We start from the raw sequence: 22,761 nt of genomic DNA on the forward strand, positions 1-22,761 counted from the left end.
TGCGTCAGAGGCTACATCGAAGTAATCATCACTTACAAACAAGTGTCGCGACACTTACTCGGGAATGCGTCTCGGGGCGACCGAAGTCGTGCGCCTGCGATCACCGAGTATCGACGTGGTGGCCCCGGCCGTGAGAGGTCAGCGCCGACGCCGGCTGCCCCCGTAGTAGTGGCGGATGGCGGCGGTGACGGCATCGTCCTTCGTCAGACGGACCCCGCTCTCCGCAGCCTCTTCGCGGGCATTGTCGATCAGCTCGAGCACATCAGGCGGCAGGCGGAACGTGGCCGGCTTCTTGTCGACCTTCTTCACGTTGTACGGGCCGCGGGGCTTTCCCTGTCTGGGGGACTTGGCCGCCGCCGCCGTCGTCGGCGTCGTGGTCTCCGTCTCCTCGTCAGGGACGGCTTCCAGCGACCGAGGAGCTGTCTCGGGCTTGCTGAAGGCGGCGCTCCAGTCCGTCTTCTTCTGCGACCTCGGCTGTGTCATCGCGAGCCTCCAGTAAGGATCTCTTCGAGGACATCCGGGTAGACGCCGAGATTCGTGGGGGCCGTGCCGAACGCCTGTGAGTAGAGGAGCTGGAAGGGCACGTTGACGTCGAGCACGTGCAGCCCCTCAACATCGCCCTCCATCTGCTTGAGCTGCTCCCAGGCCTCCCGGAAGCTGATCGTGTTCGGCTTGGTGCGGGTGAAGAGGATCGACAGCTGGACCGGCTTGATGCTCGCCACCTCGGCCGCGGCTTGCAGCGTCGGAGTCAGCCGAGTCGCCTCCGACGGGGTCGCCCCGATCGGCATCAGCAGGTGGTCGGTAACCATCAGCGCCTGGCGAAGCGTGGTCGAGTCGTTGCCGGTGTCGATGATCAGGTGGCCCTCGAATTGCATCTCACGGACGCGCTTGGCCAGCAGCTGGGAGGGCAGGTAGACGACGTTCACCTCGGCCGGCCACACCTCGCCGGCATACTCCGACCACTCGAAGCTGGTTCCGTTCGCGCTGTCCGCGTCGACGAGCAGGACCCGCTGCCCCGTGCGCTGCACCAACGCCAACGCCAACATGATCGAGGTCGTGGACCGCGCGACCCCGCCCTTGAGGTTTCCCACCGTCAGTCGCAACGGCGTCTGCAACGGCGTCTTCTTCTCAGTCATCATCTTTCGCTCCTCGCTACGACCTGCGGCCGCCGCGTCGACGTCGTTCATCCGCGAGCCGTTGCTTCTCTGCTGCGCGTCTCTGCTCGGCCGGGCTCAAGGCTCTAGTCCTCCGGGTGCGGCCGCTGTTCTTGTTCTGCTCGTACTCGGGTGTCTTTGCTTCGGAAGTGACGGTGAGCACCACGCCGGTGATCGATTCACGGTCGACATCGAGGTTCAGATACCGGTTCTTCGACTCTGTGCGCAGCCAGTCCAGGGCGCTGCCGCCGGCCTCGTTCACGCGCTGCAGCATGGTGGAGGCGTTGTAGGTGTTGACCTCCATCACCCGACCGTTGGCGAATGTCAAGGTGGCGCGCACCTTCTTCTGGCTGTCTCTGGCCTGCCCCTTCGCAGCATTGCGGATCTGCTTCACGATCTCCGCATCCGCCAGGGACCGGCCCTTGGCGGTCTTCCCCTTCGGCAGTCGCAGCTCGATCTGGCGACCGCCCTCGGCCATGTATGTCGTCGACGTTTGCATGGCGCCACCTTGGCGCGAGGAGGTGTACTTGCCGCCCGGGTCTTCTGGGACGACGGTCTTTTCCTTGCTGCCCGCCTTCGCGCGCACCGGAACCAGGCCGCCGGACTTCAGGCGTCGACGCGGGGGAACGCTTGACGTGCGTCCCGTGGTGGCGAGCTCCTCGAGCGTGGATCGGTACAGCGCACCGCTGGTCTCCCCGTTCAGGATCTTCCGCACCATTCGAGGCGAACGGTGAAGCTCCGCGGCGATCTCCGTCGTTGACACACCGCGGCCGCGGAGAAAGCGCACCAGATCTTGCGCGGATCGCTGCTCATCAGCCACCGACCATCACCTCATCCTGCTCGAGCGCGGCCTCGATGCCGGCCTTCTCCGCCCGCGCCCGGAGTGACAGGCGCTGCTGGATTCTTTCGGGGGTGACGAAGGACCCGCCGCCGAGATACCCCTGGAGCCGAAGCCGGCCGGTCTTGCCGTCGTCGCCGCCACCGTTGGCGACAGGGAGCGACCAGGTCGGCAGAGTGCTGGTGTAGATGGCGTCGCCCTGGATGCCGAGCAGCGTCGTCGGGTCGACGGCGAGAGCGCCCGCGGTGTGTAGGCCGAGCGCGCTGGGCCCATCGAGGACACGAGCACGCGCCCTGCCCCAGACTTGCGCGGCGAGCTCCGGGTGATAGAACGACTCGGTGCGCGCATTGCGTTCGGTGGGCACGTGGTAGACGAACAGCTTGCCTTGACGCTGCATCCTCGACTGATACTGCGCCGGCACATCGAGTGCGCTCGTGGCAACGCGGGTCTGATCCCGACCCGAGGAGGCGAACGCGCCGACGCTGTGGAGGATGATCGCACGCAGCGCGGCCATCACGGCTCGACGGAGCATCGGGTGCATATCAGGGTGCTCGTTCACCCGATCCCTCGCACGCATGATCCGCTCGAAGAAGGTGTCCAGAGGACGCGCCTTCCGGAAGACGATCGCCTCCTGCGGGTCCACGACCCATCCTGCAGCGAGAGCCACCTGGACCTCGGCCGCATCCGCCCAGGTCTCACCGCGAGCTCCTGGCCGGTTGGGGTAGTACCAGCCGTCCTCGACGCGCTGATGCCGAACCCCGAGGATCCCGACGTGGTTCCACGTCGACGGCACCTGAAAGCGGACGTAGAACCGAGCTCGCGCGTACGGGTCCTCTTCCAGCAGCTGATACGCGGCGGCGCGGTTCAGACGCCTTGCGGGCCCGATCCCGAGTTCGCGACCCAAGGCCGCGTACATGAAGCGTCCATCGACGTAGGCGAACTCGTTGATCTTCTTCTGTTTGGCAGGGTCCACGAGCGGTACGCAGTCTTCGTGGGCGGAGGCATCGGGACCGGCGACGAGGTGCTCGATGTGGTGCTGGCCGCTGGTTGCGTGGATCTCCTCGGCGATATCCGAGGAGACCGGAACAGGGTTGACGTTCTTGGGGAGCGACAGTGCCCACAGATTGGTGCCGGTCGCGGCGGGGGAGTTGAACATCCGGGCCCGCTCGTCGGCAGCCTTGAGGATCGCGGCCGTTGTGTCCCACGCGCTGCGCGCCTGGGCCGGAGATAGGGGGATGGTCCCGAACCACTCCTCTGCCGTGCGTACCTCGATCTTGAACCCGGTGGTCTCGTGCTCGAAGCGCCCAGTAGGCGGCCCGTTGTTGATCCAGTGCGTTCCGGACTTCCACTTCGGCGTCTGCACGTAGAGCCAGTGCCGGATCCCGGGCTCGGGCTCGGGGCGCTTCCCGGTGAGCATGATCCGATTGGCGCCGAAGCTGGCGGCCGTGTCGAGCAGATCGGTCAGGTTGGGATTCTTGCGCCGGTCACCGATGACCGGGCGCACGGAGGCTCCATCTTGGGTGACGCCTTGGCCAGTCGTGTGGTCGACCCAGATCGTGGGAACATCCTTCGGCACCCAAGGCTTCGGGCGGTAGTCGAAGTCCTCCATACCCGTCACCTCCATGACCTTATATTAGTTAAATTATATTGCAATTTGCAAGCAAATTTCATGGCGCGAAAATAGTGCTGCCCGACGGCGGGATCAGGATGCCTTCGCCTCGAGTGTCGTGACCCTGGCGCGGAACGCCTTCTGGGTCTTGCGCAGGCCCGTCTCCGTGATGCCGAGCAGCGCCGCGATCTCGCGGAAGGTCAGGCCAGCGGCCCGAGCCTCTTCCACGAGCCGCCCTCGCTTCTCGAGTAGCTCGTCCGTGCGAGCGATCTCTTCTCCGACCTTGGTGATCTCTCGGCGGATGCTCTCAACGTTCTTGTTCGCCATAGAACCATGTTACGGAACCATGATGCGCAACCAGGAAGCGGCATGGGCGTGTTGTGCCCCGATGTCAGCGTGAATCGACCTCGGATCGTCTCCGGTACGTGGTTACATTCATGAAAGGGCCGGCGTCTGTTCGGGCCCGCAGCGAAGACACAGGAGAGCCGATGACCCAGGGTCGCGGAGGATCCACGCCGCGGATCAGCAGCGAGGACGTCGCCAAGAAGATGGGCGTTTCGCTGAACACCGTCTACGTGTACCGGAGCAACGATCGATCGAAGCTGCCGGGACCTTTACGGTTCCCCGACCCCGTCGGGTACGACGGTCGCACCGCGCTGTTCGACGAGGCGGAGATCGACGCCTACATCGAGGCCCGTTCACAGCGCCGCGGGGTCGCCGGGCGACCCCCTCGCACGGCGCAGCCAAGCGATAGTAACGATGCCCCGTTCGCCACCCGCGTGCGACGAGCGGTGGCAGGGGGCGCCGGCGAACCTGACGTGTCCACCCTCCGACAGTTGGCCGACCAGTTGTCGCTGAACACCGTCACCCTCGGCGAGCGACTGCGCGGCCGAACCGCCTGGAAGCCTGAAGAGCTCGTCGCGCTCGAGCAGCTCCTCTCCATCGCCACAGCCGACGCGAACGATCACGTAGAGCGGGCGCGCGCGCAACGGCGCGCCGCGCGGAGCTCCAAGGCATGACGTCGCTGCCCGATCCGCCGGCAGGCGTCCGGAGAGCTACGAACTGCGATCGGCTCCGTCAGTTCGGGTGGGTGCTCCGATCCCTCTTGTGGCAGCGGGTGTTCACCACTCACACGACGGCTGGTCAGCGAGCGTTCTCGACCCTCCTCCTCCTCCTCGGCGTCGCTTTCGTCGCAATCGGGGTGAAGTACGGACTGACCGTCCTCGCCGCGGCCGCAGTGAGCATCGCCGTCCTCCTCCTCCTGGTGGCGCTGCTGATGAGGTCACGGAGCCGGCAGACGCAACGCGTCACCTACGTGCTCGAGGACGGCACTTCGACAATGACGATCCACGCCACCAGCGAGTACTGGACTATCACCGATCACAACCGGGCGCCACGAGCCAAGGGAGCCGGTGAGCGGCTCCAGAAGCTACTGCTGGCCGTCGTGGCGACGGCTGCCGACGCGGCCGATGTCGGGATCAAGCTCACCGCATCCGCCCCCATCCTGGCCGCGAAGTACGCCGAGAGGCTGCCGGGGCTGATCGAGGTCGGGCCCGCCTTCCCCTACGGCGTCGCGATGTACCGCCCCAGTCCCAGCCAGCGCAAGAAGCTCACGGAACCCAGCCGCGCTGAGGTCTAGGAACCCGCAGCCAAGGCGCGCAACCCGGACCGGATCACCTCGACTGCGGTGAGAAGCGAGTCGGGAGCAGCCCGCAGCCGCTCAACCTCGGCCATCAATTCCTGGACCGACTCGTGCGGAACGAGCGATCGCAGCACAGGATCCCGCAGCGCCGGCGGGATCTCCGCGATCATCCACACAGGCCCATCGAACGAGTACTCGCGCTGCCCCGGGAACCTCCGCAACACCGCGTACACCTCGCCGTGCAGCACCGAGATTCGCCACTCAGAATCACCGATGCCCTCCGAGAGGCGAAAGCCGTCGGCGACATCCCACCCGCCGAGGTCTCCTGTCACCCCGTTGGTGGCCTCTCGACGTGGATCCTCGGCGAGGAACACGAACGGGTTGGGGTAGACCACCACCCCATCCGGTGCGGCGGATGCAAAGCGAGGAATCGACATGCCGACCATCATTTCACCCGGCGGCGTCGCGCTCATTTGGTATCCTCGTGCATTACGAACCTTCCAATAGTCGATCGGAGAACAGGAATGGTTTCAGAGCTGACGATCCCGTTGGAGGACGTCGTCCGCCCAGAGTTCGTGACCTACCTGCAAGCCGCGAAGATGATCGGGGTTCGGCACGACACGGTGCGCGTCTACCAGACACGCTCCCGTGCCCTCGAGGCGAAGGGGAACCCGTCCGGCGTACCTCTGTTCCCCAAGCCCATGCGCATCGAAGGGTTCCGTGGCACGGCGGTCTTCCACCGCGCTGAGATCGAGGCCTACATCGCCGCGCAGCAGAACCGAGAACCTAAGACGGTGGGTCGCCCTGCACGGAACACGGTAGGCCGCCTCGACTGGGATACGAGCAAGAAGGTCAGCGCCTCGGTGCAGGAGCAGCTCGCGAAGAAGTCGATGAGCGCGTTCGAGGCAGCGCGTTCGATCGGCGTCGGCGCCGGCCCCTTCCGATCCCGCCTGCTGGGGGAGGTTCGCTGGCGTGACGAGGAAGTCCAGGCCCTCGAGAAGCTCCTCGGAGCGAAGCTGCTGAAGAAGCCGCGGTCTACGAAGGGGACGACGGCACCATGACCCGGCGAGCTGATCGCCTGGGATCGTGGTGCTCCTGCGTGAAGCCATGACCGGATTGCGCGTCGCCGAGGGCGTCGACCTCCCCCTCGACTTCATCACGAGCTCCAACGGCATCCTCGCCAAGAAGGGCGCAGGCAAGACCAGCGCGGCCGTTGTCCTGCTCGAGGAGATGCGCAGCGCGTCGCCGAGGACCTCAACGAACGTCCACGCAAGACGCTCGATTGGGACACTCCAGCCGAACGACTTGTCCGGGACCAGCATGGGCCGGATCAGAGATCGACCGCTCCCTCAATCGCCCGGACGGATCCTGCTCTGGGTGAGCCTGTCGATGACCTGGCTCGGCAGGCAACCGTTGTCGGTGAGAACAGCGCGCACGTGCTTCTTCTGGTTGGCCTCTGACAGCTTGCCGGTCGCAGTCGACAGCAGGTCCGCCCACACCATGCCTACGTCAGCGGCGATCCCGTTGACGACGTCAGGGGTGCTCAGGTAGACGCTCGGCCCCGCGATGCGAGCGTGCTGCGGGTCGACAGCCAACCGGTCGGATAGCAGGATGATGGGGCTGCCGGCGGGCGCGTGGTCGGCGCCACGGTCAGCGGCAAGCTGATCCATCTGCGTGTTCGCCTGCCGGATGTCCTTAACCGGCAGCAACCCGTCGTCGTGCTCCTCCGACTTCGCCTCCACCGTCATCCACATCGCAGTACCCCACTCCCACGCGGAGTCCGCACGGGCTTGACCGCTCGGCTTCTCCGCGGCGGCTCCGAGGAACAGCCCGAGACTGGTAAGACCACGCTCGTACTGCGTCGCCTCGTCCTGCGCGAGATCCGCCTGCATCTCCGCAAGCCGAGCCTTGATCGCGCCGGTCTTCAGCTTTCCCCGCAGACGCGCCACGATCGTGTTCACAGCCACGACGTCCATCGGCTCCAAGTCCGTCTCCGGTGCACCCGGCAACGGCATCATCTCCCGCAACCACGTCCCACGGTTCGCGGCCTTCCCCGCATCCCGGATCAGGTCACGCGCCTTCGAGCGCTGCGTCTCATCCTGGGCACCCAAATGCATCCACACGCCAGCGATGTATAGCAGGATGCCCCGGTAGCCGCGCGTGGCCTCCGGTCCGACCTGCACGACCGCCTCCTGCAGCTTCTCGCTGGCCGCGACCCACTCGCCGGCGTAAGCGAGCTGCCACGCCTCCACCTCCAGCGGTGCGGCCTTGCCGAGAGGCTCGGCAGCGGCCGGCTCGACCTTCTTCACGTCCTCGAGGAACTCAGCGACCTTCTCCTCGCCGTACGTGCGCCAGTCCTGGTCGTGCTCGAGGAACGTCTCAACGTTCTCGATGATGTCGTCCGCGTCGACACCCTTGCTGTTCTCCCACCCGAATAACACCTCGGCCTGCAACTCCGGCTCCAGAGCGGCGATGTTCTCCGGGCGCGCAAAGTACTTCGTGAGATCGGTGCCGCGGATGACGACGACCGCGAAGTCGTTCGGGCCCCGCGTGCTCCCACCTGCCCCCTGCACGATCCGGGTGCGGATCCGCTCCGACAGAGCTGAGTTCGCTTCCGCCCGCTCGCTCAGGAACCGCTCCTGCAGCCCGACAGCGTCCGGTTTCCCATCCAGGACGACGATCCGGCACGCATCGTCAGGCAGGTCCATGCCGTCGTACCGGTTCGCGAGCCCGAGCACGCCAGTCTTCGCCTTCGCGAACGCGAGGAGACCTTGCTTCTCTAGCTCATCCTTCCCGAGCACTGGGACGTCCTCACCGGCGAGCTCGGCTGCCGCTTCCTTCGCACGGTCTACGGTGTCCTGGCTGAGCACGAGGGCCTTGTCGGTGAGCGCGACGATCCGCTTGGTGAGCGTCAGGCTGTCGCCGCCGGCGACGAGGTCTGGGAACACGAACAGGCGTCGACCCGATCTCGGCGCCGTCTTCGACTTCAGCGGCATCCGGACGATCGGCGTGCGCCCGAACGCGCGTTCCAGCTCACCCCCAGACCCCAGAGTCGCGGACAGGTAGATTCGCTGCCCGGCCTGCGCGAACACCCTGCTTTCCGACGTAGGCGGGACCATTGGGCGGATCTGGATGCCGCTGTACGACAGGTACACGAGGGCCGAGTCGAACCCGGCACGGATCATCGCGTGGTCGTACTTGTGCGGCCTCCCGAGCTTCGCCAACGTCGCATCGAGGACCTTCAACGCTGCCGGGTCGACGGCGGGGACGATGAGACGCACCGCATGATGAGAGCCAGGGTCCGGCGCACCTTCCAGGCGTTGGTACTGGATCCCCGACAGGAACGGCTTCAACGCTGCCAGCACCGCAAGGTACGCGGTCTCATCCTTGGAGCGGCGGATGTCGACGCCGTGCTTGTGGCCGACGAACTGCTCCGCTGCGTGCGCGTCATCGAAGATGAGGAGCCGGGGGACGGGCACGTACGGACGGCTGTTAAAAATGGAGCTGTACGTGGTGAGACCGATCATCTCGCCCGCCTCGACGGCCATCTCCGCGAGCGGATCCCAGTCGTCATGCTTCCCGATGAGAAGACCGACCGGGACGCCCTCGCGCCTCGCCGTCTTCGCGACCTGCTTCGCGAGTTGCGTAGTCGGCGTCGCGTACAGGACCGGGCCCTCACCTTTCCGGCGCACCCACTCACCGATCAGCAGGCCAGGAAGCGTCTTCCCAGTGCCGGTCGGTAACTCGAGAGCGAGGTCAGGGGTCTTCGTGTGCTCCTCCGCATACGAGCGGATCACATCACCCTGGTGCAGCCACAGCCCGGGCACGGCCTTGCTGGTCCGCGGCATCGTCGGGCTGAGGTACATCTCCTCAGGGGTGTCGAACTGCTGGACAGCCTTCTTGGTCTTGCCGACGAACGCCACAGAATGCTCCTCTCACGCCGACAGCTCCGCTAATCGAACTGAGCGCTCAACATAGTCTGGCGTAGGCGCGCGTCTCGCCACCGGTCATGGGAGTCGGCGGGAACCGCCGCCCGGCCGGAGTGCGTCGAGCCATGCGTCGATGACACTAAACGGGACCGGCTCGAATCCAAACGCGTCGACGCCAACGTGGAACTGGTTGCCGCTCGCTCCCGCGACTCGTGAATGTGTGACCGTGGATCAGCGCCACGCCGTTATCGATCGGGCGCCGAGAGATGTGTCGGTCGAAATTCTGTGGACCCACGGGTGATCGGCCGGCTCGTCGACGTGACCGCGACGTTGACGAGGGTGATCGTGGTCTGCGACGGGACCGCAGTCGCCGATCATGAACGCTCCTGGGCGACCAGCGCAGTGATCACTGACCCTGCACACGTGGTGACCGCGAAGGGCCTGCGCAGCCAGTTCTCGGACGCGAAACGGGAGCGGGGACGCGCGGGTCTTGGATCACCGGAGCGGCGGGTGATGTTCCGCGACCCGGGCGACTACGACGCCCTGTTCGGGGTCCGGTTCGATGAGACCACCGGGGAGGTGCTGTGATGGGTGCCGGCACCGATACTGCCGCGACGCTCGGCTATCTGGCCCGCGCGCTCAAGGCCCCCACGATCGGACGAGTCTGGGGAGACCTCGCCGCCACCGCGCGCGGGGAGGGTTGGTCGCACCAACGTCGAGAAGGGCGCGGTCTTCTCGGGTTGGGTTACGCCGGACTTCGTCCGGGACCCGACTGGCAGATGAAGCGGGAGATGCTCACCCCGCGGGCAACGACTCACTGGGGAGAGCTGGCCACCGCGCTCGCGTGACCCGGATGCTTCTCCTCGACATGCCACTGCAGGGCGAGGGAGGCTCGACTGAACGTGTCGGTCGAACCCGAATACGGGCACGCAGGCACATCGCATTCCCACCGATAGCGGTTGAATCCTGTACGCCTTCTCTCGATCATCGCCGGGGACTCAGTCCTTCGTGGGGAGCTCGCCGGGACGGGCTGCGTGCGTGGGGCAGAAGTCCAGTCGTCGACGTCGACCATCAGATCTTGCCTCGCCGGGCACGTTGACTCGCCACCCCAGAGCTCGCGCGTGCGCCCGGACGTTCGCTGCGGCGGCCGCGCGGAGAGGGACACGATTGGCCCCGCACGGCCCCTCCGGCCAGGGTGCGCCATCGCAGATGATCGTCACTGCATCGATCCCCCAGAATGAGGCGTTGCGGGGCGCCCCGCAATCGCGCGACACCGTCATCGGGCTGCACCTCCGATCGGTACGAGCTCGTACCCCTGCTGCAGGAACCAGTCGATCCGTTCGTGCGCATCAGCAGGGAGGAATGCCCTTGAAGGGCTGACGGACATTGAGTACCACTTCACGAACTCGACGGCTTCGCCAGCGCGTACGTGGCGACGAGCATGCGCCACGCGGCCGCCATTGCCGTGGGAGATCGCGTCGCAGAAATCGCACGGGTGCGGCCTGCGTGCGTGCGTCTTCGAAGAGTTGCGTTTCCCGGCCGCGTCGTACGCGCTGCCCGTCCACCCCATGGCTACTCCAGCCCCTGCTCGTCGTCGCACTCTCCGCTGCGGATCGCATCGGCGCCGGCCTTTGTAAGCACCCACCCCGGTTCCAGCCAGGAGTATCGCTCGATCAGCCCTCGCCGCTGTAGGGACCGGATTGTCCCGCCCGGGATGCCGAGTCCTTTCGTGTAGAGAAAGCTCGAACCTCCGGCGGGCGATCGGCCGTCAGCGATCATCCGCATCGTCACCCGCTGAGACCAGTTCAGCCCGCGTGCGTTGCTCACGCGGTTGCTCCCGCGTCGATCAGGGACAGGATGTCGGAGGCGTCTGTGACGAGGCATGCTCCGTATTCGCGGATCAGGTGGTGGCATCCGGTGGACGATGGGCTCGTGACGGGACCCGGGACGGCCCCGAGCACCCTGCCCAGGGTCACCGCGGTGCTCGCGGTGGTCAGCACGCCTGAACGGTATCCCGCCTCGACCACAATCGTCACGGCGGCCGCCGCTGCGATGAGACGACCGCGAGCGAGGAAGCGCCAGCGCGTCGGGGTAGCACCCGGAGGCATCTCGCTCGCGACAGCGCCATCGCGTTCGACGATGCGGTCGATGAGGTCGCGGTGGCCAGCCGGGTAGGGGCGGTCGACGCCACCCGCAAGCCAGGCGACCGTGGTCCCACCGGCTTCCAAGGTGGCACGGTGCGATGCCCCGTCGATTCCATACACGGCACCGCTGACGATCGTCATGCCGCTGTTGACCAGCTGCTGGCTGAGCTCGCGAGCAACCGTGTCACCGTAGGAGGTGCTCGCCCGCGCGCCGATCATGGCGACGCTGCTACGGGTCGGTCCGGTGAGTGCCGCGGCGTCGCCGCGCAGCCAGATTAGGTGTGGAGCCTGGCTGCCGAGATCCGTGAGGCCGAGGACCCGTGACGGGTCGATCAGCTGGATACCATCTCGGGCCGCGGCCGTAAGGGCCTGACCGACTGCGGATGACTGGAGCCTCGGAGTCCAACGCTGGATCGCAGCGGTCGCTTCGGGGCGGTCGGCGGCGGCACCGACGTCGATGAGCGACTGGACGGCGCTCGCCGGACGCTCAAGCTCTGTGAGTGCTGCCGAGTGCCCCAGGGCCGCGGTGAAGGCGATGGCAACCGCATCGGCGGGCTCGGTGATGGTCGACCACGCGGCGCGGGATTCGAGATCGGTGTCGGTGAGGAGGGTGCTCATCTTGGGTGTCCTCTCGGGAAAACGTGGGTTGGATGCTGGGTGCGGAGGAGTGGGCACCCCGCATCCAGCGGGTCAGTGGCGCAGGTCCGCCCAGTCGCGGCCGAAGGAGCCGTCGAACAAGTCGCAGAGCGGGTCATATGAGTCCGGCTCGAAGTTGATCCCGTACTGCTCGGCGTAGTGCTGGCTCATCGTGTCCTGCATCGTGGTGGCCATTGCAACTCCTTGTTAGTATCTCTGACAGTTACAGTATAACGGAGGTGGCGGACATGGGGAAGAGGAGGAGAGTTCTGCCTTCTCCTCCTCCGTGCGGGGGGTCAGCAGATCTCGAATCCGCCCGACGCCCGAGCGAACTTCGCGAACTCGGCGACGTTCGCGACCTCGAAGGCATAGGACGCCGCCCACGGCTCGCGGTCGCCGATGCCGTCGCAGCCGTTGCACCATCCCCGAGCGGTGAAGCCCATCTCGATCCCGATGTCGTCGGAGCGGGTTCCAGTTCCGGCGCACAGCTTGCACGTCTCGCGAGGGAGAGAGGCGATCTGGGCATTGCGCTCCGCTTCGTAGAGAGCCGTGGCCCCACTGTCGAGATCTGCGGTGAGCGCATCGGCCAGCGCCACGGCATCAGCGGCATCGAGCCCGTCGCCGTCGTTGGTGTGCCACAGGGTGCAGGCCGCGGCGAGATCGGGGTGGGAGTCGGTGATGTACTCCGCGAGCGGATGCCACCACCAGACCGAGTTGCGGAAGTACTCGCCCTCGGTCGAAACCGGGGCCTTGCCGAAGACGTCCATTCCCATGGTGGTTGCTCCTTCTGTTGTGTTTCCCTGACAGTTACAAACTAGTAGGGGGTTCCGACATTGAGGGGACGTGCGTGGTGGTGAGGGTTGTTCTTGAGGGTGACGAATTGTGCTTGCAAGTTGTAAGCAGGTTTCGGGTGAAGCGCCCTGGAGAAGGGCGAGCTTGAAGAGCGCTACGGGGTGGCCCCTTCGCTGTTCGCGCAGTTCGGCCTGTTCCCGCTGACCGCGCCGGATGAGAGCGCGCCGATGTGGACGCGCGAAAGCCCGTACGGATCGGTGACCATCGCTCGCGGTGTCTGGGCGGATGAGAGCGGGCGACCGGCTCTGACTCGCTACCCGTCCGGGGGCATCCCGCGCCTGTTCCTGGTCGATCTGGCGACCGAGGTACGCAGCGCGGCCCGGCAGGGCAAGGAGCACCCCGAGGTTGTCGAACTCACCGACACCCTGAACCGCTACACGACGCAGCGGCTCGGACTTCGCAGCGGGAGCCGCAACCGGGCGGTGCTCGATCAGGTGATTTCTACGGCCCGCTCGACCATCACGTTCGTCACCAAGGGCTACGACCCCGAGAAGGGCAGGACGCGCGTCAGCGGGCGTGATGCGCGGGTCGCTGACGGGTTCGATCTGTGGCTGCCGGAGCAAGACGCGCTGGCAGGGTTCGAGCCGACGATCATGCTCTCGCACGGGTTCATGCAGCTGGTGCTCGGCGGGCAGAACGTGCCGGTGCGCCGCGATCTGCTCGCGCAGCTGGCCGGGAAGCCTATGGCGTTCGACGTGCTGCTGTGGCTCGGGAGCATCACCTACTGGCTGCACCGCTCGGGCAAGCGCGAGGCGTTCTACGACTGGCCGTACCTGTTCGCCACGTTCACCCACGACTACGCCAGGCTCGACAACTTCACCGCCAAGTGGAAGGCCGCGCTCGCTGAGGCGATGCGGTACTACCCCGAGGGCCGCGTCGAGGTCGTGCGCGGCACGAGGGCCAAGCCGGGCGGCGTCAAGGTCTCTCGATCCCCGCTGCTCATCGAGCCGAGACGGGGCGACTGACCCCCTGTGGATAAGCGCCGGATTACCCTACCGATTGGAACCCTCCGAGCCTGTGGATAACTACCCGACGCGCCCTGGTGAGGCTTCCAATCGGTAGGGTAATCGGCTTCCAATCGGTAGGGTAATAAGACCCGCGTTCCCTAGAAAACACTGGGATCGAGGGTCGCAGTAACCCCTACATACTTAACCTTTCTCTGGTCTCGCTCGACGAGGTTGCCCGAGAACTCGGTCTCGACTGATCCCACTTGCCGCAGGGGTGTAGGTAGAGGCCCGCAGACAATGCGGGCGAACCCACCCGAGCTAGGAGATTCACCATGTGGGAAGTGCAGATGCTCGCCCGCGCCAAGAAAGCGCTAGGCAAGCTCGACAGGAAGACCGCTCAGCGCGTCCGTGACGGCCTTACGCGACTCGCCGCGATGGGAAAGACCCCACCGCGCCCTGCAAGGCGCTCAGCGGGCCGCTGGCGGGTCTGTGGCGGTATCGCGTGGGCGATTACCGGGTCATTCTCGACATCCGCCGCAGCGAGGTCGTCATCGTCGCCCTCGACCTCGGCCACCGTTCCGACATCTACGACTGAGCGACCGCCGCGCGCTCTCGCGCGTGTTCGGGGCAGAGCGTCCACGACCACAGCCGGATCGTGTAGCAACCGGCACCCGATGCGCAGCAGTCCTCGCACGTCTCGGTGCTCTCCCACTCGGCGGCGCGGATCGCCTCATCGAACGTGGGATCGAGCGCGTACACGTCATCGGACGGGCGCGCGTAGAAGCACAGCGCCGCGAACTTCGACTTGACCTGTTGCACCCGGTAGCCGGGCGCGATGGTCGGTCGCCATGATCCCTCCACGGTACAAGCCGTGCACGGCATGAGACCCCACTCTCCCGGCGTCAGCGCCAACGTCGTCTGGACGTCCGTCCGCCCGGGACCGGACAATCGGCCTATCGACTTGATCTCCGTCGATGGGAACCTGCTGTCGTTCGAGCACATGGGCTCGAACGACAGCCCTCGGGCCCAACAGGAAGAAGAGATCATGCAGAGTTCACTTGCAGAGTCGCGGACGTCGCGCGGCACCGTCGCCGTCTCCGCGATTGTCGCGGCAGCCGGAATCGTCCTCGCGGGGCTCAGCGCCGCGTATATCGCCGGCATGTTCGGGCTCTCGTCCGCCGTCGCCACCCAGATCGTGAACGCGATCTCGGTCGGCGGCGCCGTGCTCGCGATCGCCATGGCGCTCGTGTCGGGCGGCATCGCGGGCGCGGTCGTCGCGACGGCGCGCTGGGCGATCACCAAGTGGGGCGAGAAGGCTGCGATTGCCTGACGACTCCGTCATGAGTGGACGGGGGCGACTCGATGTGCGCAGCCTCGGCATCGCGGGCGCCGGCGTCCTCGTCCTCTTCATCGCCGCCGTGCTGATCTCGTACTCGACGCTATCGGGTCGGGTCGCCGGCGGCGGCGGGTCGCTCGCGGCTCCGCTCGGCGATCCGGACACGCCGCTGTTCCTCGCGATCCTGCTGCGCAACGCCGCCGTGGCGCTCGGCCTGTTCGCGGGGGTCCTGACGGCGGGTCTCGGCTCGCTCATCGGGATCGCCTTCCTCGGGTTCCTCGTCGGCGCGAGCACGGCGGCAGCGGCGACGGAGATCGGACTCACGGCCGCCCTCGCCTCCGTCATCGGGTACGCGATCATCGAACTCCCCGCGCTGCTCCTCGCGGCGGCGGCAGGGCTGGTCCCCGCATCCGCCCTGCTCTTCCCGTCGCGGCGCCTCGGTGAGCTGCGACCACTCGCCCGCTACCTCGCACCCCTGCCCGGCTCCCTTCTCCTCCTCGCGATCGCCCTCGTCCTCATCGTCGTCGGGGCGGGCGTCGAGACCGCCATCATCAGCTCACGAAGGATCTGACATGAGCGCACCGCTCTCCACCGCTCCACGGACGGATGCCGTCGCCGCGGCCCCCCGCCGGACCGACCGGCTCATCCTCTGGGCGGCGGTGCTCGCGACCGTCGTCGTGATGGTCGTCCGTCTCAGCGGTCAGTTGCTCGAACGCATCACGGCCGACGATCAGGTGCGCGACCTCGCCGCCGGTCTCGACGACCCCGCGCTCGCCGAGCTCGCGGTGCGCATGGGGGTGATGCTCGCCGTGGTGATCTCGGCGGTGTTCCAGATCATCTACCTGTTCCTGTGCGCGACGGTCGACGAGAAGCTCCTCGCCGGCGTCATGGTCCCGACCGGCCGCCGCGCCGACCGCAAGGGGCGGCGCCCCGCGCTCGGCCCCGCCGTGATGGTGGGGATCGCCGCGACGCTGCCGGTGCAGCTCACGGCCCTCGCCTTCGGCCTGACCGCGCCCAAGGACTCGCCGTTCCTCGTCGTTTGGCTCGTGGTGCTGGTGGCCGTCGTGTCGGTGTGGGCGTGCACGCGCCCCGCACTCCGCGACCGCGGCTCGCGCGGCCGCATCCTCCTGGTGGCGGTGCTCGTCGTCGTCGCCGCCATCTCATTCCTCCTCTGACCCCGCCCCTCTGACCCCGCCCCTCTCACCCGACCAAAGGAGCCCCCATGCAGACCCTCTACGCTTCGTCGCGACGCATCGTCGCGTCCCTCCTGATCGCGGTGCTCGCGGTCTACGCGATCCTCACCGTCCTGCGCGACCTCGATGCGTCCGGCGCGCTCGACACGGGGGCGATCGTGGTGATCGCGACCGCGGTGCTCGCTGCAGCGCTTCTCGCCGTCGTAACGGCGCAGTCCGCTCCGCGGTTCGGCTTCGACATGGTCGCCTTCCTGCTGGCGGCGATCGCCGTGGCGGTGAGTTGGGGTGCCGCGGCGCTCGAGCCCGGGTTCCTGGTCTACCTGCCCGCGGTGATCGTCGCGATCGCCTTCGCGACCATGGCCCTGATGCTCCGCACAGAGGCGGGTGCGGCGGTGACGAAGGACCGCCTGTGAGCGCGACCGCCGCAGGTGTGGCTCGGAGCATCCAGGATGCCACGACACTGGACGGCCTCGGATGGCGGCTCACGCTCCCGGGGTTCCGCGTCGCGAAGGCGTTCGGCGCCGTGCTGCTCCTGTGCGGCTCGGGAGTGGCGTCGGCGATCGCCGTGGATGCCGTGAGCTCTGCGCTTCCCGGAACGGGGGCGAGCGTCGTCGTGATCGGCGCGCTCGCGATCGGCGCCTACGTCGTCATCCTCCATGCGGTGCGCGAGTCCCTCACAACCCGCCGCCTGCAGCTTGTGGACCATCCGCTGGCCGGGTTCTTCGTCGCGATGGACATCCCGCGCCGGGCCGTCGTCCTCGTGGAGTGCCGCGACCGGCTCGTGACGACCGGGGCGCTCGTGTGCGGCATCGCGAGCGGGGTCGCTGCGCGGGTGATCGTGGCCGGGGCGTCGACCGCCGAGGTCATCGCACTCGCGGCGATGCCGGCGGCGGTGCTCGGAGGGGTACTCGCGATCACGGCCTCCACCGCCGCCTGGGCGAATCCGCACGCACGGACGCGGACGCTCCTCGCGGTGCCCGCCGGTGTAGTCGCGGGGCTCGTGATCGTGGGGGCGGTGCGGCTCACGGTCGTGACGGCTGTCGCCCGCGCGGATGCCGTCGCACCGGCATCCTGGACCTCTGTGGCGTCGGTCGTCGTGGCGTGCGCCGTGGTCTCGGCCGTCGTCGCCGCCGCTGCACTCCGCGCGGTCGGCCGCTCCGACTTCGTCGCGGTGCGGTCGGAGGAGGTGCGCGTGACGCGGTCGCGCCTCCGGCGGGGCTCGGCATCGGGGGTGTGGATCGGGGTCGTGCTGAGCGACCTCTCCCCGCTCCCGCGGGCGACGTCCCTCTCCCGTCTCGCGTTCGTCGTCTGGGCGGGCGGCACCGCCGCGGCCGGGGTGCAGCTGACCGCCGCGACGGGATGGCAGCTGCCGGAGGTGGCGATCGATCGGTTGTCGGGCGTCCTCTCTTTCGTGCTCGGCCTCACGGTCGCCGAGATGCTGAGCCGGTGGATCGGCCCCGCGGCACTCGCACCCCGCTGGCGGGCGAGCTGGGAGGCCGGAGCATCCTCCTGGACGCTGGCCGCCGCCCCCGTGCTCGTCGCCGTCGTCATCGGCCTGGGACTCACGGCGCCGCTCGCGATCGCCGCGGCCGCGTTCGGCGGAAGCCCGGCCGTGCCGGTGGGCGTGATGCTCTCGGCGCTCGCAGCCGCCTGGGTCGCTGCCGCGATCGTTCCCGCGGAGCCGCCGCGCTCCGACGGCTCGAGTCCCTCGTCGCTCTCGGCCGGGGTCTTCTGCGTCATCACGTCCGCGGCGTTCGCGGTCGTCGTCCTCGCGGCATCCGCCGCCGGTGTCGCCGCACTCGGCGTCGCCTCATCCGTTCTCTCCCTGGGAGGTGCCGCATGGGTGACGAGACGTCGCGTTCTCGCCCTTCCCTCGAGGCCGCTGGTCTGACGGTCGGGTACGCGCCCGACCGTCCGGTGGTCAGCGATCTCACGTTCTCGCTCGCCGGACCGGGCATCGTCCGGCTCGACGCCCCGAACGGATCGGGCAAGTCGACGCTGATCGAAGCCGCATCCGGCTATCTGCGACCGTTCGCCGGCAGCATCCGAGTCGACGGGCAGGAGGCCCACCACCCGGCGGTGCGCGCGCATCGACGCGTCTGCCGCGCGGCCCCGGCGCTGCATCCGCACCTCAGCGTGCTCGACCATCTCGCGCTCGCGGCCGACCTCGCAGGCGTCACCCGCGACGATCCCCTGGAGCGAGCACGCGCCTACGGCATCGACCGCTGGTTCGGCACCCGCACCTCGGCACTCTCGACCGGCACGGCCCGTCGACTGTGGTACCTCATGTGCACGACTGGACGCTTCGCGGTCGGATTCCTCGACGAGCCTTTCAACGGTGTGGACGCGGAGTCGGCCGAGCGGATGGTGGGGGAGATGAACGGCTGGGCCGAGGACGTCCTGCTGGTCGTCGTCTCGCACGCCGTGCCTCCGGGCCTGCGGATCGACGAGACCCTGTCGCTCGACGCGCACGTGGAGAGGGTCCGATGAGCATCGAGCTCCGTGGTGCCGACTACCGCTTCCCCGGCGGGGGCGGCGTCGCCGACGTGTCCTTCGCCGTGCGCTCCGGCGAGATCGTGTGCCTGCTCGGACCCAACGGGTCGGGCAAGTCGACCACCCTGCGACTGCTGCTCGGTCTGATCCGTGGGGGCGGCGACGTGCTGGTCGAAGATCGCCCCGCGCCCGGGCAGCCGTTGGGGGAGACGCTCGGCAGCATCGTCGACGACGGCGGGCTGGATCGGGCGTGGACGGTTCGCCGGTACCTGCAGCTCATCCGGGTGGCGCGCCGCGCGCCGCGCTCCGCGGTCGACGAGACGATCGTCGAGCACGGACTCGGCGACATCGCTGCGCGGAGGATCGGCGCGCTGTCGCTCGGCCAGACGCAGCGCGTGGCGTTCGCGGGCGCGCTGCTCGGCGGACCGCGCACGCTCGTGCTCGACGAGCCCCTCAACGGCGTCGACGCGCATGCGGTGCCCGTCATGCTCGACCGGATACGCCGGTTCGCCGACGGCGGCGGGTCCGTCCTCATCACCTCGCACCACCTCGCCCACCTGCAGCGCCTCGTCGACAGGGTCGTCGTGCTGGATGCGGGTCGGCTCGTCGCCGACGCCCCGATCGAGGAGTTCCTCGCGACGTCCGTCATGAGCCATGTGCTCGTGGAATGCGACGAGCCCGTGACGCTCGCGGAGGAGCTGCGACGCGCGGGCGCCGTCGAGGTGACGATACGCACGGCGACCGAGCTCGTCGTGCGCGGCGTCGGCAGACGCGTGATCGGCGAGGCGGCGTGCCGACTTCGGCTCGTCGTCACCCGGCTCGAGGAGATGACCCCCACGCTCGAGGAGGTCTACCTCGACCTCACCGCGCCGGCGAACGGAGGCAGGCCATGACCGAGGTCCGATTCGAGGCGCTGCGTGTGAGCGCCATGCGCGTCCTGTGGGTGCTCGCCGGCATCGCGCTGGTCACCGGCGCGGGGATGGCCGCCGCGGTCGTCGCCATGATACGGGACTCGACCTCCCCGGAGGCGTTCCTGCAGTCCGTGACCTCGTCCGTGACGGTGGCCATGACACGCGGGCCCTTCGCGGTCTCGGTGTCGGTGCTGCTCGGCATCCTCCTCGCCTCCCGCGACCTGCGGCGAGGGGCATCGGGCACGACGATGGTGCTCTTCCCGCGTCGCGGTCGTCTGTTCGGCGCTCGGCTCGCGGTGATCGGGATTGTCGCGGCGGGCACGTCTGCGGCGACCGCGCTGCTGTCGCTCGGGGCGGCGTCTCTCGTACTGCCGACCGGCGCCGAGGTCGACGGTCAGGTCATGTGGCGGGTCGCAGGCATGTTCGTGATCGCGCAGACGTGCTTCGCGATCATCGGAGCCGCGCTGGCGATCCTGACGAGGTCGGCCGGAGCGGCGGCGGCGATCGCCTTCGGCTGGATCCTGATCGTCGAGCCCGCGGCGAGGCTCGCGGTCCTCGCGACGGGGCGTCTGGCGGAGGTCGCCGAGTACCTCCCGGTCGCGGCCTCCAACGCCATGGTGCACTCGCTCTCGGCAGGTTCGGCGGCCAACGAGCCGGATCTGCTCAGCGCGACGCCGGTGACGGCATCGATCGCGCTCCTCGGACTCACGGTCGTGCTGACCGCGTGGGCCTGGGCGGGATTCCGCAACCGGCCGCTCCTCTGAGCGTGCTCAGAGGAGCGAAGCCGATCAGCCCGGCCCGCGCGGCCAGGACCAGGACCTGCACGCGATCCCGAGCATCCCACTTCGCCATGATGGAGCTGAGATAGCCCTTGATCGTGCCGGGGGAGAGGTGCAGGGCCGCGGCGATCTCGATGTTCGACCTGCCGTGGGCGAGCTCCGTCAGCACCTCGCTCTCGCGGTCGCTCAGCTCGGGGAGCGTGATCGCCGCCGCCCCCGCGTCTACGCCCTTGCCCTCGTGGATCGACGAGAGCAGACGTTCCGTGACGCGCGGCGACAGCACGCCGCCGCCCGCGTGGATCTCGCGGATCGCGGAGATGATGTCCTCGGGGTCGGTGTCTTTGAGGAGGTATCCGGATGCGCCCGCGTTCAGCGCGGCGAGCACGGGCTCCATGGTGCCGAAGGTGGTGAGGGCGATCACGCGGGCGCCGGACAGATCGGCCGTGATGCGGCGGATCGCCTCGATGCCGCCCATGCGGGGCATCTGCAAGTCCATCAGCACGACGTCCGGGTGGATCTCCGCGGCCATCGCGACCGCCTCTGCGCCGTCCGCCGCGACGGCGACGACGGTCATCCCCGCCTCGCCCTCGATGAACACGGAGAGCGCGCGGCGCACGAGGGTCTCGTCGTCGGCGATCAGCACGCGAACCGTCTCCATATCACCAGCCTACGCATCGTGCGGAATCACGCAGGCCGACCGGACGAACGGCCGGTCCGATTCCGGACATTCGGCGGTGTCCGCGCGCGACGGCCTGCACGGACAATCTTTCCTGCGCCCGAAAGTCGGACGCAGGAAGGATGGGGGACATGGGAATTCGACTGGGACTGCTGATGGGACCGTTCACCGAGCTGTGCAAGCTGCTCCGCATCTGTCAGGGGTAACCTGGACGCTCGGCGAGAGCGTCAGGAGACAGACGACACATGAGCACCCCGGGACGGCGGCTGACCGCACCCCGCGTCGGTGACCTGTTCGTCCGCTCCTCGCCGCTGTCGAGGGTCGAGCGAGGGGTGCTCGGCGCCCTGATCGTGAACGGCCTTATCGTCGGCGTGCTCCTGCCGTCGGCCGCGCCGAACCTCGGCAGCGACGCCTTCGAGATAGTGCTCATCGCGGCGTTCGCGCTGTTCCTGTGGACGCCGCGGATCGGCGCGATCGTGCTGCCTATCGCCGTGGCGCTGTCGTTCCCGCTCGACGTCGTGCCGCAGGCCCTGCTCGCGGGCGCGCTGGCCGCGGGGCTCGTCGCGCGCAGCTGCACGCGGGCGATCGTCGCCGGCTACGCCGCGGTCTACATGGTCCTGCTGCTGGTGGCCGCGTCCACGCAGCGCGACCTGGGTCTCGGCGGCACGATCGTGATCGTGATCATCGCGGGGGTCGCGATCGGCGTGGGCGCTCTGCAGCGCTGGGCGATCACGTCCGAGAAGCGCACGGCCCGGGAGCTCGCCGAGCGTGTGGAGCAGGAGGCGGCGGCGGCGCACGCGGAACGGCAGCGGATCGCCGACGAGCTGCACGACATCCTCGCGCACGACCTCACGATCATCGCGATGCACGCGAGCGTGCTCGAGCGCTCTACAGAGGCCGACGCGCAGCGGCAGTCGCAGGGGGCGATCTCGGCAGCCGCGCGCAAGGCGCTCGCCGATCTGCGATGGATGCTGGGGGAGATGGACGTGCTCCCCGGGGACGAGAACGTCGTGATCGGCGATCTGGGTTCCGCGGTCTCCGAGGCGGTGAACGAGCTGACCGCAACGGGATGGGTGGTCGCGCTGCGGGGCGCCGACCTGACTGCCGAGGAGCTTCCTCGTCCGGTCACGACGGCGCTCGCGCGCATCGTCCGGGAGGCCGGGGTCAACGCGCTGAAGCATGCGAGCCCCGGCCGTGCCGAGCTCAGCTTCACGAGCGAGCGGGACTTCGTGGGTTTGCGGATGGTCAACGACCTCGGCGAGGGCGACCGCCATCGGCTCCCTCCCGGCGGCTACGGCATGGTGCGCATGGCGGAGCGGGTGCGGAGCCTCGGCGGTGAGCTCGAGGTCGGTGACCGGGGCGGACGCTGGAGCCTCGAGGTGCGCATTCCCCGAAGGGCAGCTGTACGCCGCGCGTGATCGTCACGGCCCCGTACGGGCTTTCGCGCGTCCACATCGGCGCGCTCTCATCCGGTGCGGTCAGCGGGAACAGGCCGAACTGCGCGAACAGCGAAGGGGCCACCCCGTAGCGCTCTTCAAGCTCGCCCTTCTCCAGGGCGCTCAGATGGTCGAGCGCTCTCACCAGATCGCGGGAGGGGCTCGTAGACGGTCAGGAAGGGCCGG

At 68.1% G+C, this 22,761-nt stretch carries 28 protein-coding genes; 16 read left to right on the top strand and 12 right to left on the bottom strand.

Going from position 1 to position 22,761, the window contains the following annotated elements:
- Positions 1-138: 138 nt before the first annotated feature.
- The 5 genes from G3N18_RS02155 to G3N18_RS02175 form a co-directional block, all read right to left on the bottom strand.
- Positions 139-483, bottom strand: coding sequence for a hypothetical protein (locus tag G3N18_RS02155; RefSeq protein ID WP_196382679.1), 345 nt, complete (start codon positions 481-483; stop codon positions 139-141).
- Positions 480-1,139 (bottom strand): ParA family protein, encoded by a 660-nt coding sequence (locus tag G3N18_RS02160; protein ID WP_196382680.1) that lies wholly within the window; start codon positions 1,137-1,139, stop codon positions 480-482. The genes G3N18_RS02155 and G3N18_RS02160 overlap by 4 nt, the downstream gene beginning before the upstream one ends.
- Positions 1,140-1,152: 13 nt before the next feature.
- The gene (locus G3N18_RS02165) at positions 1,153-1,974 is read right to left on the bottom strand and encodes a hypothetical protein (protein ID WP_196382681.1); all 822 of its coding nucleotides are present in this window, start codon (positions 1,972-1,974) and stop codon (positions 1,153-1,155) included.
- Positions 1,967-3,601: a hypothetical protein gene (locus G3N18_RS02170; RefSeq protein WP_196382682.1), complete on the bottom strand. Its 1,635-nt coding sequence runs from the start codon at positions 3,599-3,601 to the stop codon at positions 1,967-1,969. The genes G3N18_RS02165 and G3N18_RS02170 overlap by 8 nt, the downstream gene beginning before the upstream one ends.
- A 93-nt stretch (positions 3,602-3,694) precedes the next feature.
- On the bottom strand, positions 3,695-3,928 hold the full coding sequence (locus G3N18_RS02175) for a hypothetical protein (protein WP_196382683.1): 234 nt from the start codon (positions 3,926-3,928) through the stop codon (positions 3,695-3,697).
- Positions 3,929-4,089: 161 nt separating this feature from the next.
- Between G3N18_RS02175 and G3N18_RS02180 the strand changes: the two genes are divergently transcribed.
- Both G3N18_RS02180 and G3N18_RS02185 read left to right on the top strand, forming a co-directional pair.
- A complete protein-coding gene (locus G3N18_RS02180; protein ID WP_196382684.1) occupies positions 4,090-4,620 on the top strand; it encodes a helix-turn-helix transcriptional regulator in 531 nt (176 codons plus the stop codon).
- 71 nt (positions 4,621-4,691) lie between these two features.
- The gene (locus G3N18_RS02185; RefSeq protein ID WP_196382685.1) at positions 4,692-5,240 is read left to right on the top strand and encodes a hypothetical protein; all 549 of its coding nucleotides are present in this window, start codon (positions 4,692-4,694) and stop codon (positions 5,238-5,240) included.
- Here G3N18_RS02185 and G3N18_RS02190 read toward each other — a convergent pair.
- Entirely contained in the window at positions 5,237-5,716 is a 480-nt protein-coding gene (locus tag G3N18_RS02190) for a hypothetical protein (RefSeq protein ID WP_196382686.1), read from the bottom strand. The genes G3N18_RS02185 and G3N18_RS02190 overlap by 4 nt on opposite strands.
- Before the next feature lie 51 nt (positions 5,717-5,767).
- Here G3N18_RS02190 and G3N18_RS02195 point away from each other — a divergent pair, with 51 nt between their 5' ends.
- Complete coding sequence (locus G3N18_RS02195; protein ID WP_196382687.1) at positions 5,768-6,304, top strand: hypothetical protein; 537 nt, start codon at positions 5,768-5,770, stop codon at positions 6,302-6,304.
- Between the two features lie 288 nt (positions 6,305-6,592).
- Here the strand turns inward: G3N18_RS02195 and G3N18_RS02200 are convergent, their stop codons facing one another.
- Entirely contained in the window at positions 6,593-9,166 is a 2,574-nt protein-coding gene (locus tag G3N18_RS02200; protein ID WP_196382688.1) for a DEAD/DEAH box helicase, read from the bottom strand.
- 222 nt (positions 9,167-9,388) lie between these two features.
- Between G3N18_RS02200 and G3N18_RS16540 the strand changes: the two genes are divergently transcribed.
- Both G3N18_RS16540 and G3N18_RS16545 read left to right on the top strand, forming a co-directional pair.
- Entirely contained in the window at positions 9,389-9,760 is a 372-nt protein-coding gene (locus G3N18_RS16540) for a Mu transposase domain-containing protein (protein WP_476703405.1), read from the top strand.
- A complete protein-coding gene (locus G3N18_RS16545; protein ID WP_196382690.1) occupies positions 9,760-10,020 on the top strand; it encodes a DUF4113 domain-containing protein in 261 nt (86 codons plus the stop codon). The genes G3N18_RS16540 and G3N18_RS16545 overlap by 1 nt, the downstream gene beginning before the upstream one ends.
- Positions 10,021-10,995: 975 nt before the next feature.
- On the opposite strand, the gene G3N18_RS02215 is transcribed toward G3N18_RS16545, so the two are convergent.
- The 3 genes from G3N18_RS02215 to G3N18_RS02225 form a co-directional block, all read right to left on the bottom strand.
- Positions 10,996-11,934, bottom strand: coding sequence for a DNA-processing protein DprA (locus G3N18_RS02215; RefSeq protein ID WP_196382691.1), 939 nt, complete (start codon positions 11,932-11,934; stop codon positions 10,996-10,998).
- 72 nt (positions 11,935-12,006) lie between these two features.
- Complete coding sequence (locus G3N18_RS02220) at positions 12,007-12,147, bottom strand: hypothetical protein (protein ID WP_196382692.1); 141 nt, start codon at positions 12,145-12,147, stop codon at positions 12,007-12,009.
- A gap of 101 nt (positions 12,148-12,248) precedes the next feature.
- Complete coding sequence (locus G3N18_RS02225; protein ID WP_196382693.1) at positions 12,249-12,725, bottom strand: hypothetical protein; 477 nt, start codon at positions 12,723-12,725, stop codon at positions 12,249-12,251.
- A gap of 180 nt (positions 12,726-12,905) precedes the next feature.
- Here G3N18_RS02225 and G3N18_RS02230 point away from each other — a divergent pair, with 180 nt between their 5' ends.
- Positions 12,906-13,769: a replication initiation protein gene (locus G3N18_RS02230; RefSeq protein ID WP_196382694.1), complete on the top strand. Its 864-nt coding sequence runs from the start codon at positions 12,906-12,908 to the stop codon at positions 13,767-13,769.
- Between the two features lie 484 nt (positions 13,770-14,253).
- The gene (locus G3N18_RS02235) at positions 14,254-14,346 is read left to right on the top strand and encodes a hypothetical protein (RefSeq protein WP_196382695.1); all 93 of its coding nucleotides are present in this window, start codon (positions 14,254-14,256) and stop codon (positions 14,344-14,346) included.
- On the opposite strand, the gene G3N18_RS02240 is transcribed toward G3N18_RS02235, so the two are convergent.
- Positions 14,337-14,612: a hypothetical protein gene (locus G3N18_RS02240; RefSeq protein WP_196382696.1), complete on the bottom strand. Its 276-nt coding sequence runs from the start codon at positions 14,610-14,612 to the stop codon at positions 14,337-14,339. The two genes, G3N18_RS02235 and G3N18_RS02240, sit on opposite strands and share 10 nt — an antisense overlap.
- Before the next feature lie 100 nt (positions 14,613-14,712).
- Here G3N18_RS02240 and G3N18_RS02245 point away from each other — a divergent pair, with 100 nt between their 5' ends.
- Genes G3N18_RS02245 through G3N18_RS02280 form a run of 8 tightly spaced genes read left to right on the top strand, consistent with a single transcriptional unit; the run spans position 14,713 to position 20,448 of the window.
- Entirely contained in the window at positions 14,713-15,081 is a 369-nt protein-coding gene (locus tag G3N18_RS02245) for a hypothetical protein (protein WP_206692885.1), read from the top strand.
- A complete protein-coding gene (locus G3N18_RS02250) occupies positions 15,074-15,658 on the top strand; it encodes a stage II sporulation protein M (protein WP_206692886.1) in 585 nt (194 codons plus the stop codon). The genes G3N18_RS02245 and G3N18_RS02250 overlap by 8 nt, the downstream gene beginning before the upstream one ends.
- A gap of 1 nt (position 15,659) precedes the next feature.
- Positions 15,660-16,262 carry a hypothetical protein gene (locus G3N18_RS02255; protein ID WP_196382698.1) on the top strand — a complete coding sequence of 201 codons (603 nt, stop codon included), beginning with the start codon at positions 15,660-15,662 and terminating at the stop codon, positions 16,260-16,262.
- A gap of 47 nt (positions 16,263-16,309) precedes the next feature.
- Positions 16,310-16,693, top strand: a complete 384-nt coding sequence (locus tag G3N18_RS02260; protein WP_196382699.1) for a hypothetical protein — start codon at positions 16,310-16,312, stop codon at positions 16,691-16,693.
- Entirely contained in the window at positions 16,690-18,171 is a 1,482-nt protein-coding gene (locus G3N18_RS02265; protein ID WP_196382700.1) for a beta-carotene 15,15'-monooxygenase, read from the top strand. The genes G3N18_RS02260 and G3N18_RS02265 overlap by 4 nt, the downstream gene beginning before the upstream one ends.
- On the top strand, positions 18,120-18,770 hold the full coding sequence (locus tag G3N18_RS02270) for an ABC transporter ATP-binding protein (RefSeq protein ID WP_196382701.1): 651 nt from the start codon (positions 18,120-18,122) through the stop codon (positions 18,768-18,770). The genes G3N18_RS02265 and G3N18_RS02270 overlap by 52 nt, the downstream gene beginning before the upstream one ends.
- Positions 18,767-19,666, top strand: coding sequence for an ATP-binding cassette domain-containing protein (locus G3N18_RS02275; RefSeq protein WP_196382702.1), 900 nt, complete (start codon positions 18,767-18,769; stop codon positions 19,664-19,666). Before G3N18_RS02270 ends, G3N18_RS02275 begins: the two co-directional genes overlap by 4 nt.
- Positions 19,663-20,448, top strand: coding sequence for a hypothetical protein (locus tag G3N18_RS02280; RefSeq protein ID WP_196382703.1), 786 nt, complete (start codon positions 19,663-19,665; stop codon positions 20,446-20,448). Before G3N18_RS02275 ends, G3N18_RS02280 begins: the two co-directional genes overlap by 4 nt.
- Here the strand turns inward: G3N18_RS02280 and G3N18_RS02285 are convergent.
- Entirely contained in the window at positions 20,390-21,121 is a 732-nt protein-coding gene (locus G3N18_RS02285; protein WP_196382704.1) for a response regulator, read from the bottom strand. The two genes, G3N18_RS02280 and G3N18_RS02285, sit on opposite strands and share 59 nt — an antisense overlap.
- Positions 21,122-21,384: 263 nt before the next feature.
- Between G3N18_RS02285 and G3N18_RS02290 the strand changes: the two genes are divergently transcribed.
- Positions 21,385-22,557: a sensor histidine kinase gene (locus tag G3N18_RS02290; protein WP_196382705.1), complete on the top strand. Its 1,173-nt coding sequence runs from the start codon at positions 21,385-21,387 to the stop codon at positions 22,555-22,557.
- Positions 22,558-22,761: the final 204 nt, after the last annotated feature.

Source organism: Microbacterium paulum (genome assembly GCF_015707995.1).
Taxonomy (GTDB): Bacteria; Actinomycetota; Actinomycetes; order Actinomycetales; family Microbacteriaceae; genus Microbacterium; species Microbacterium paulum.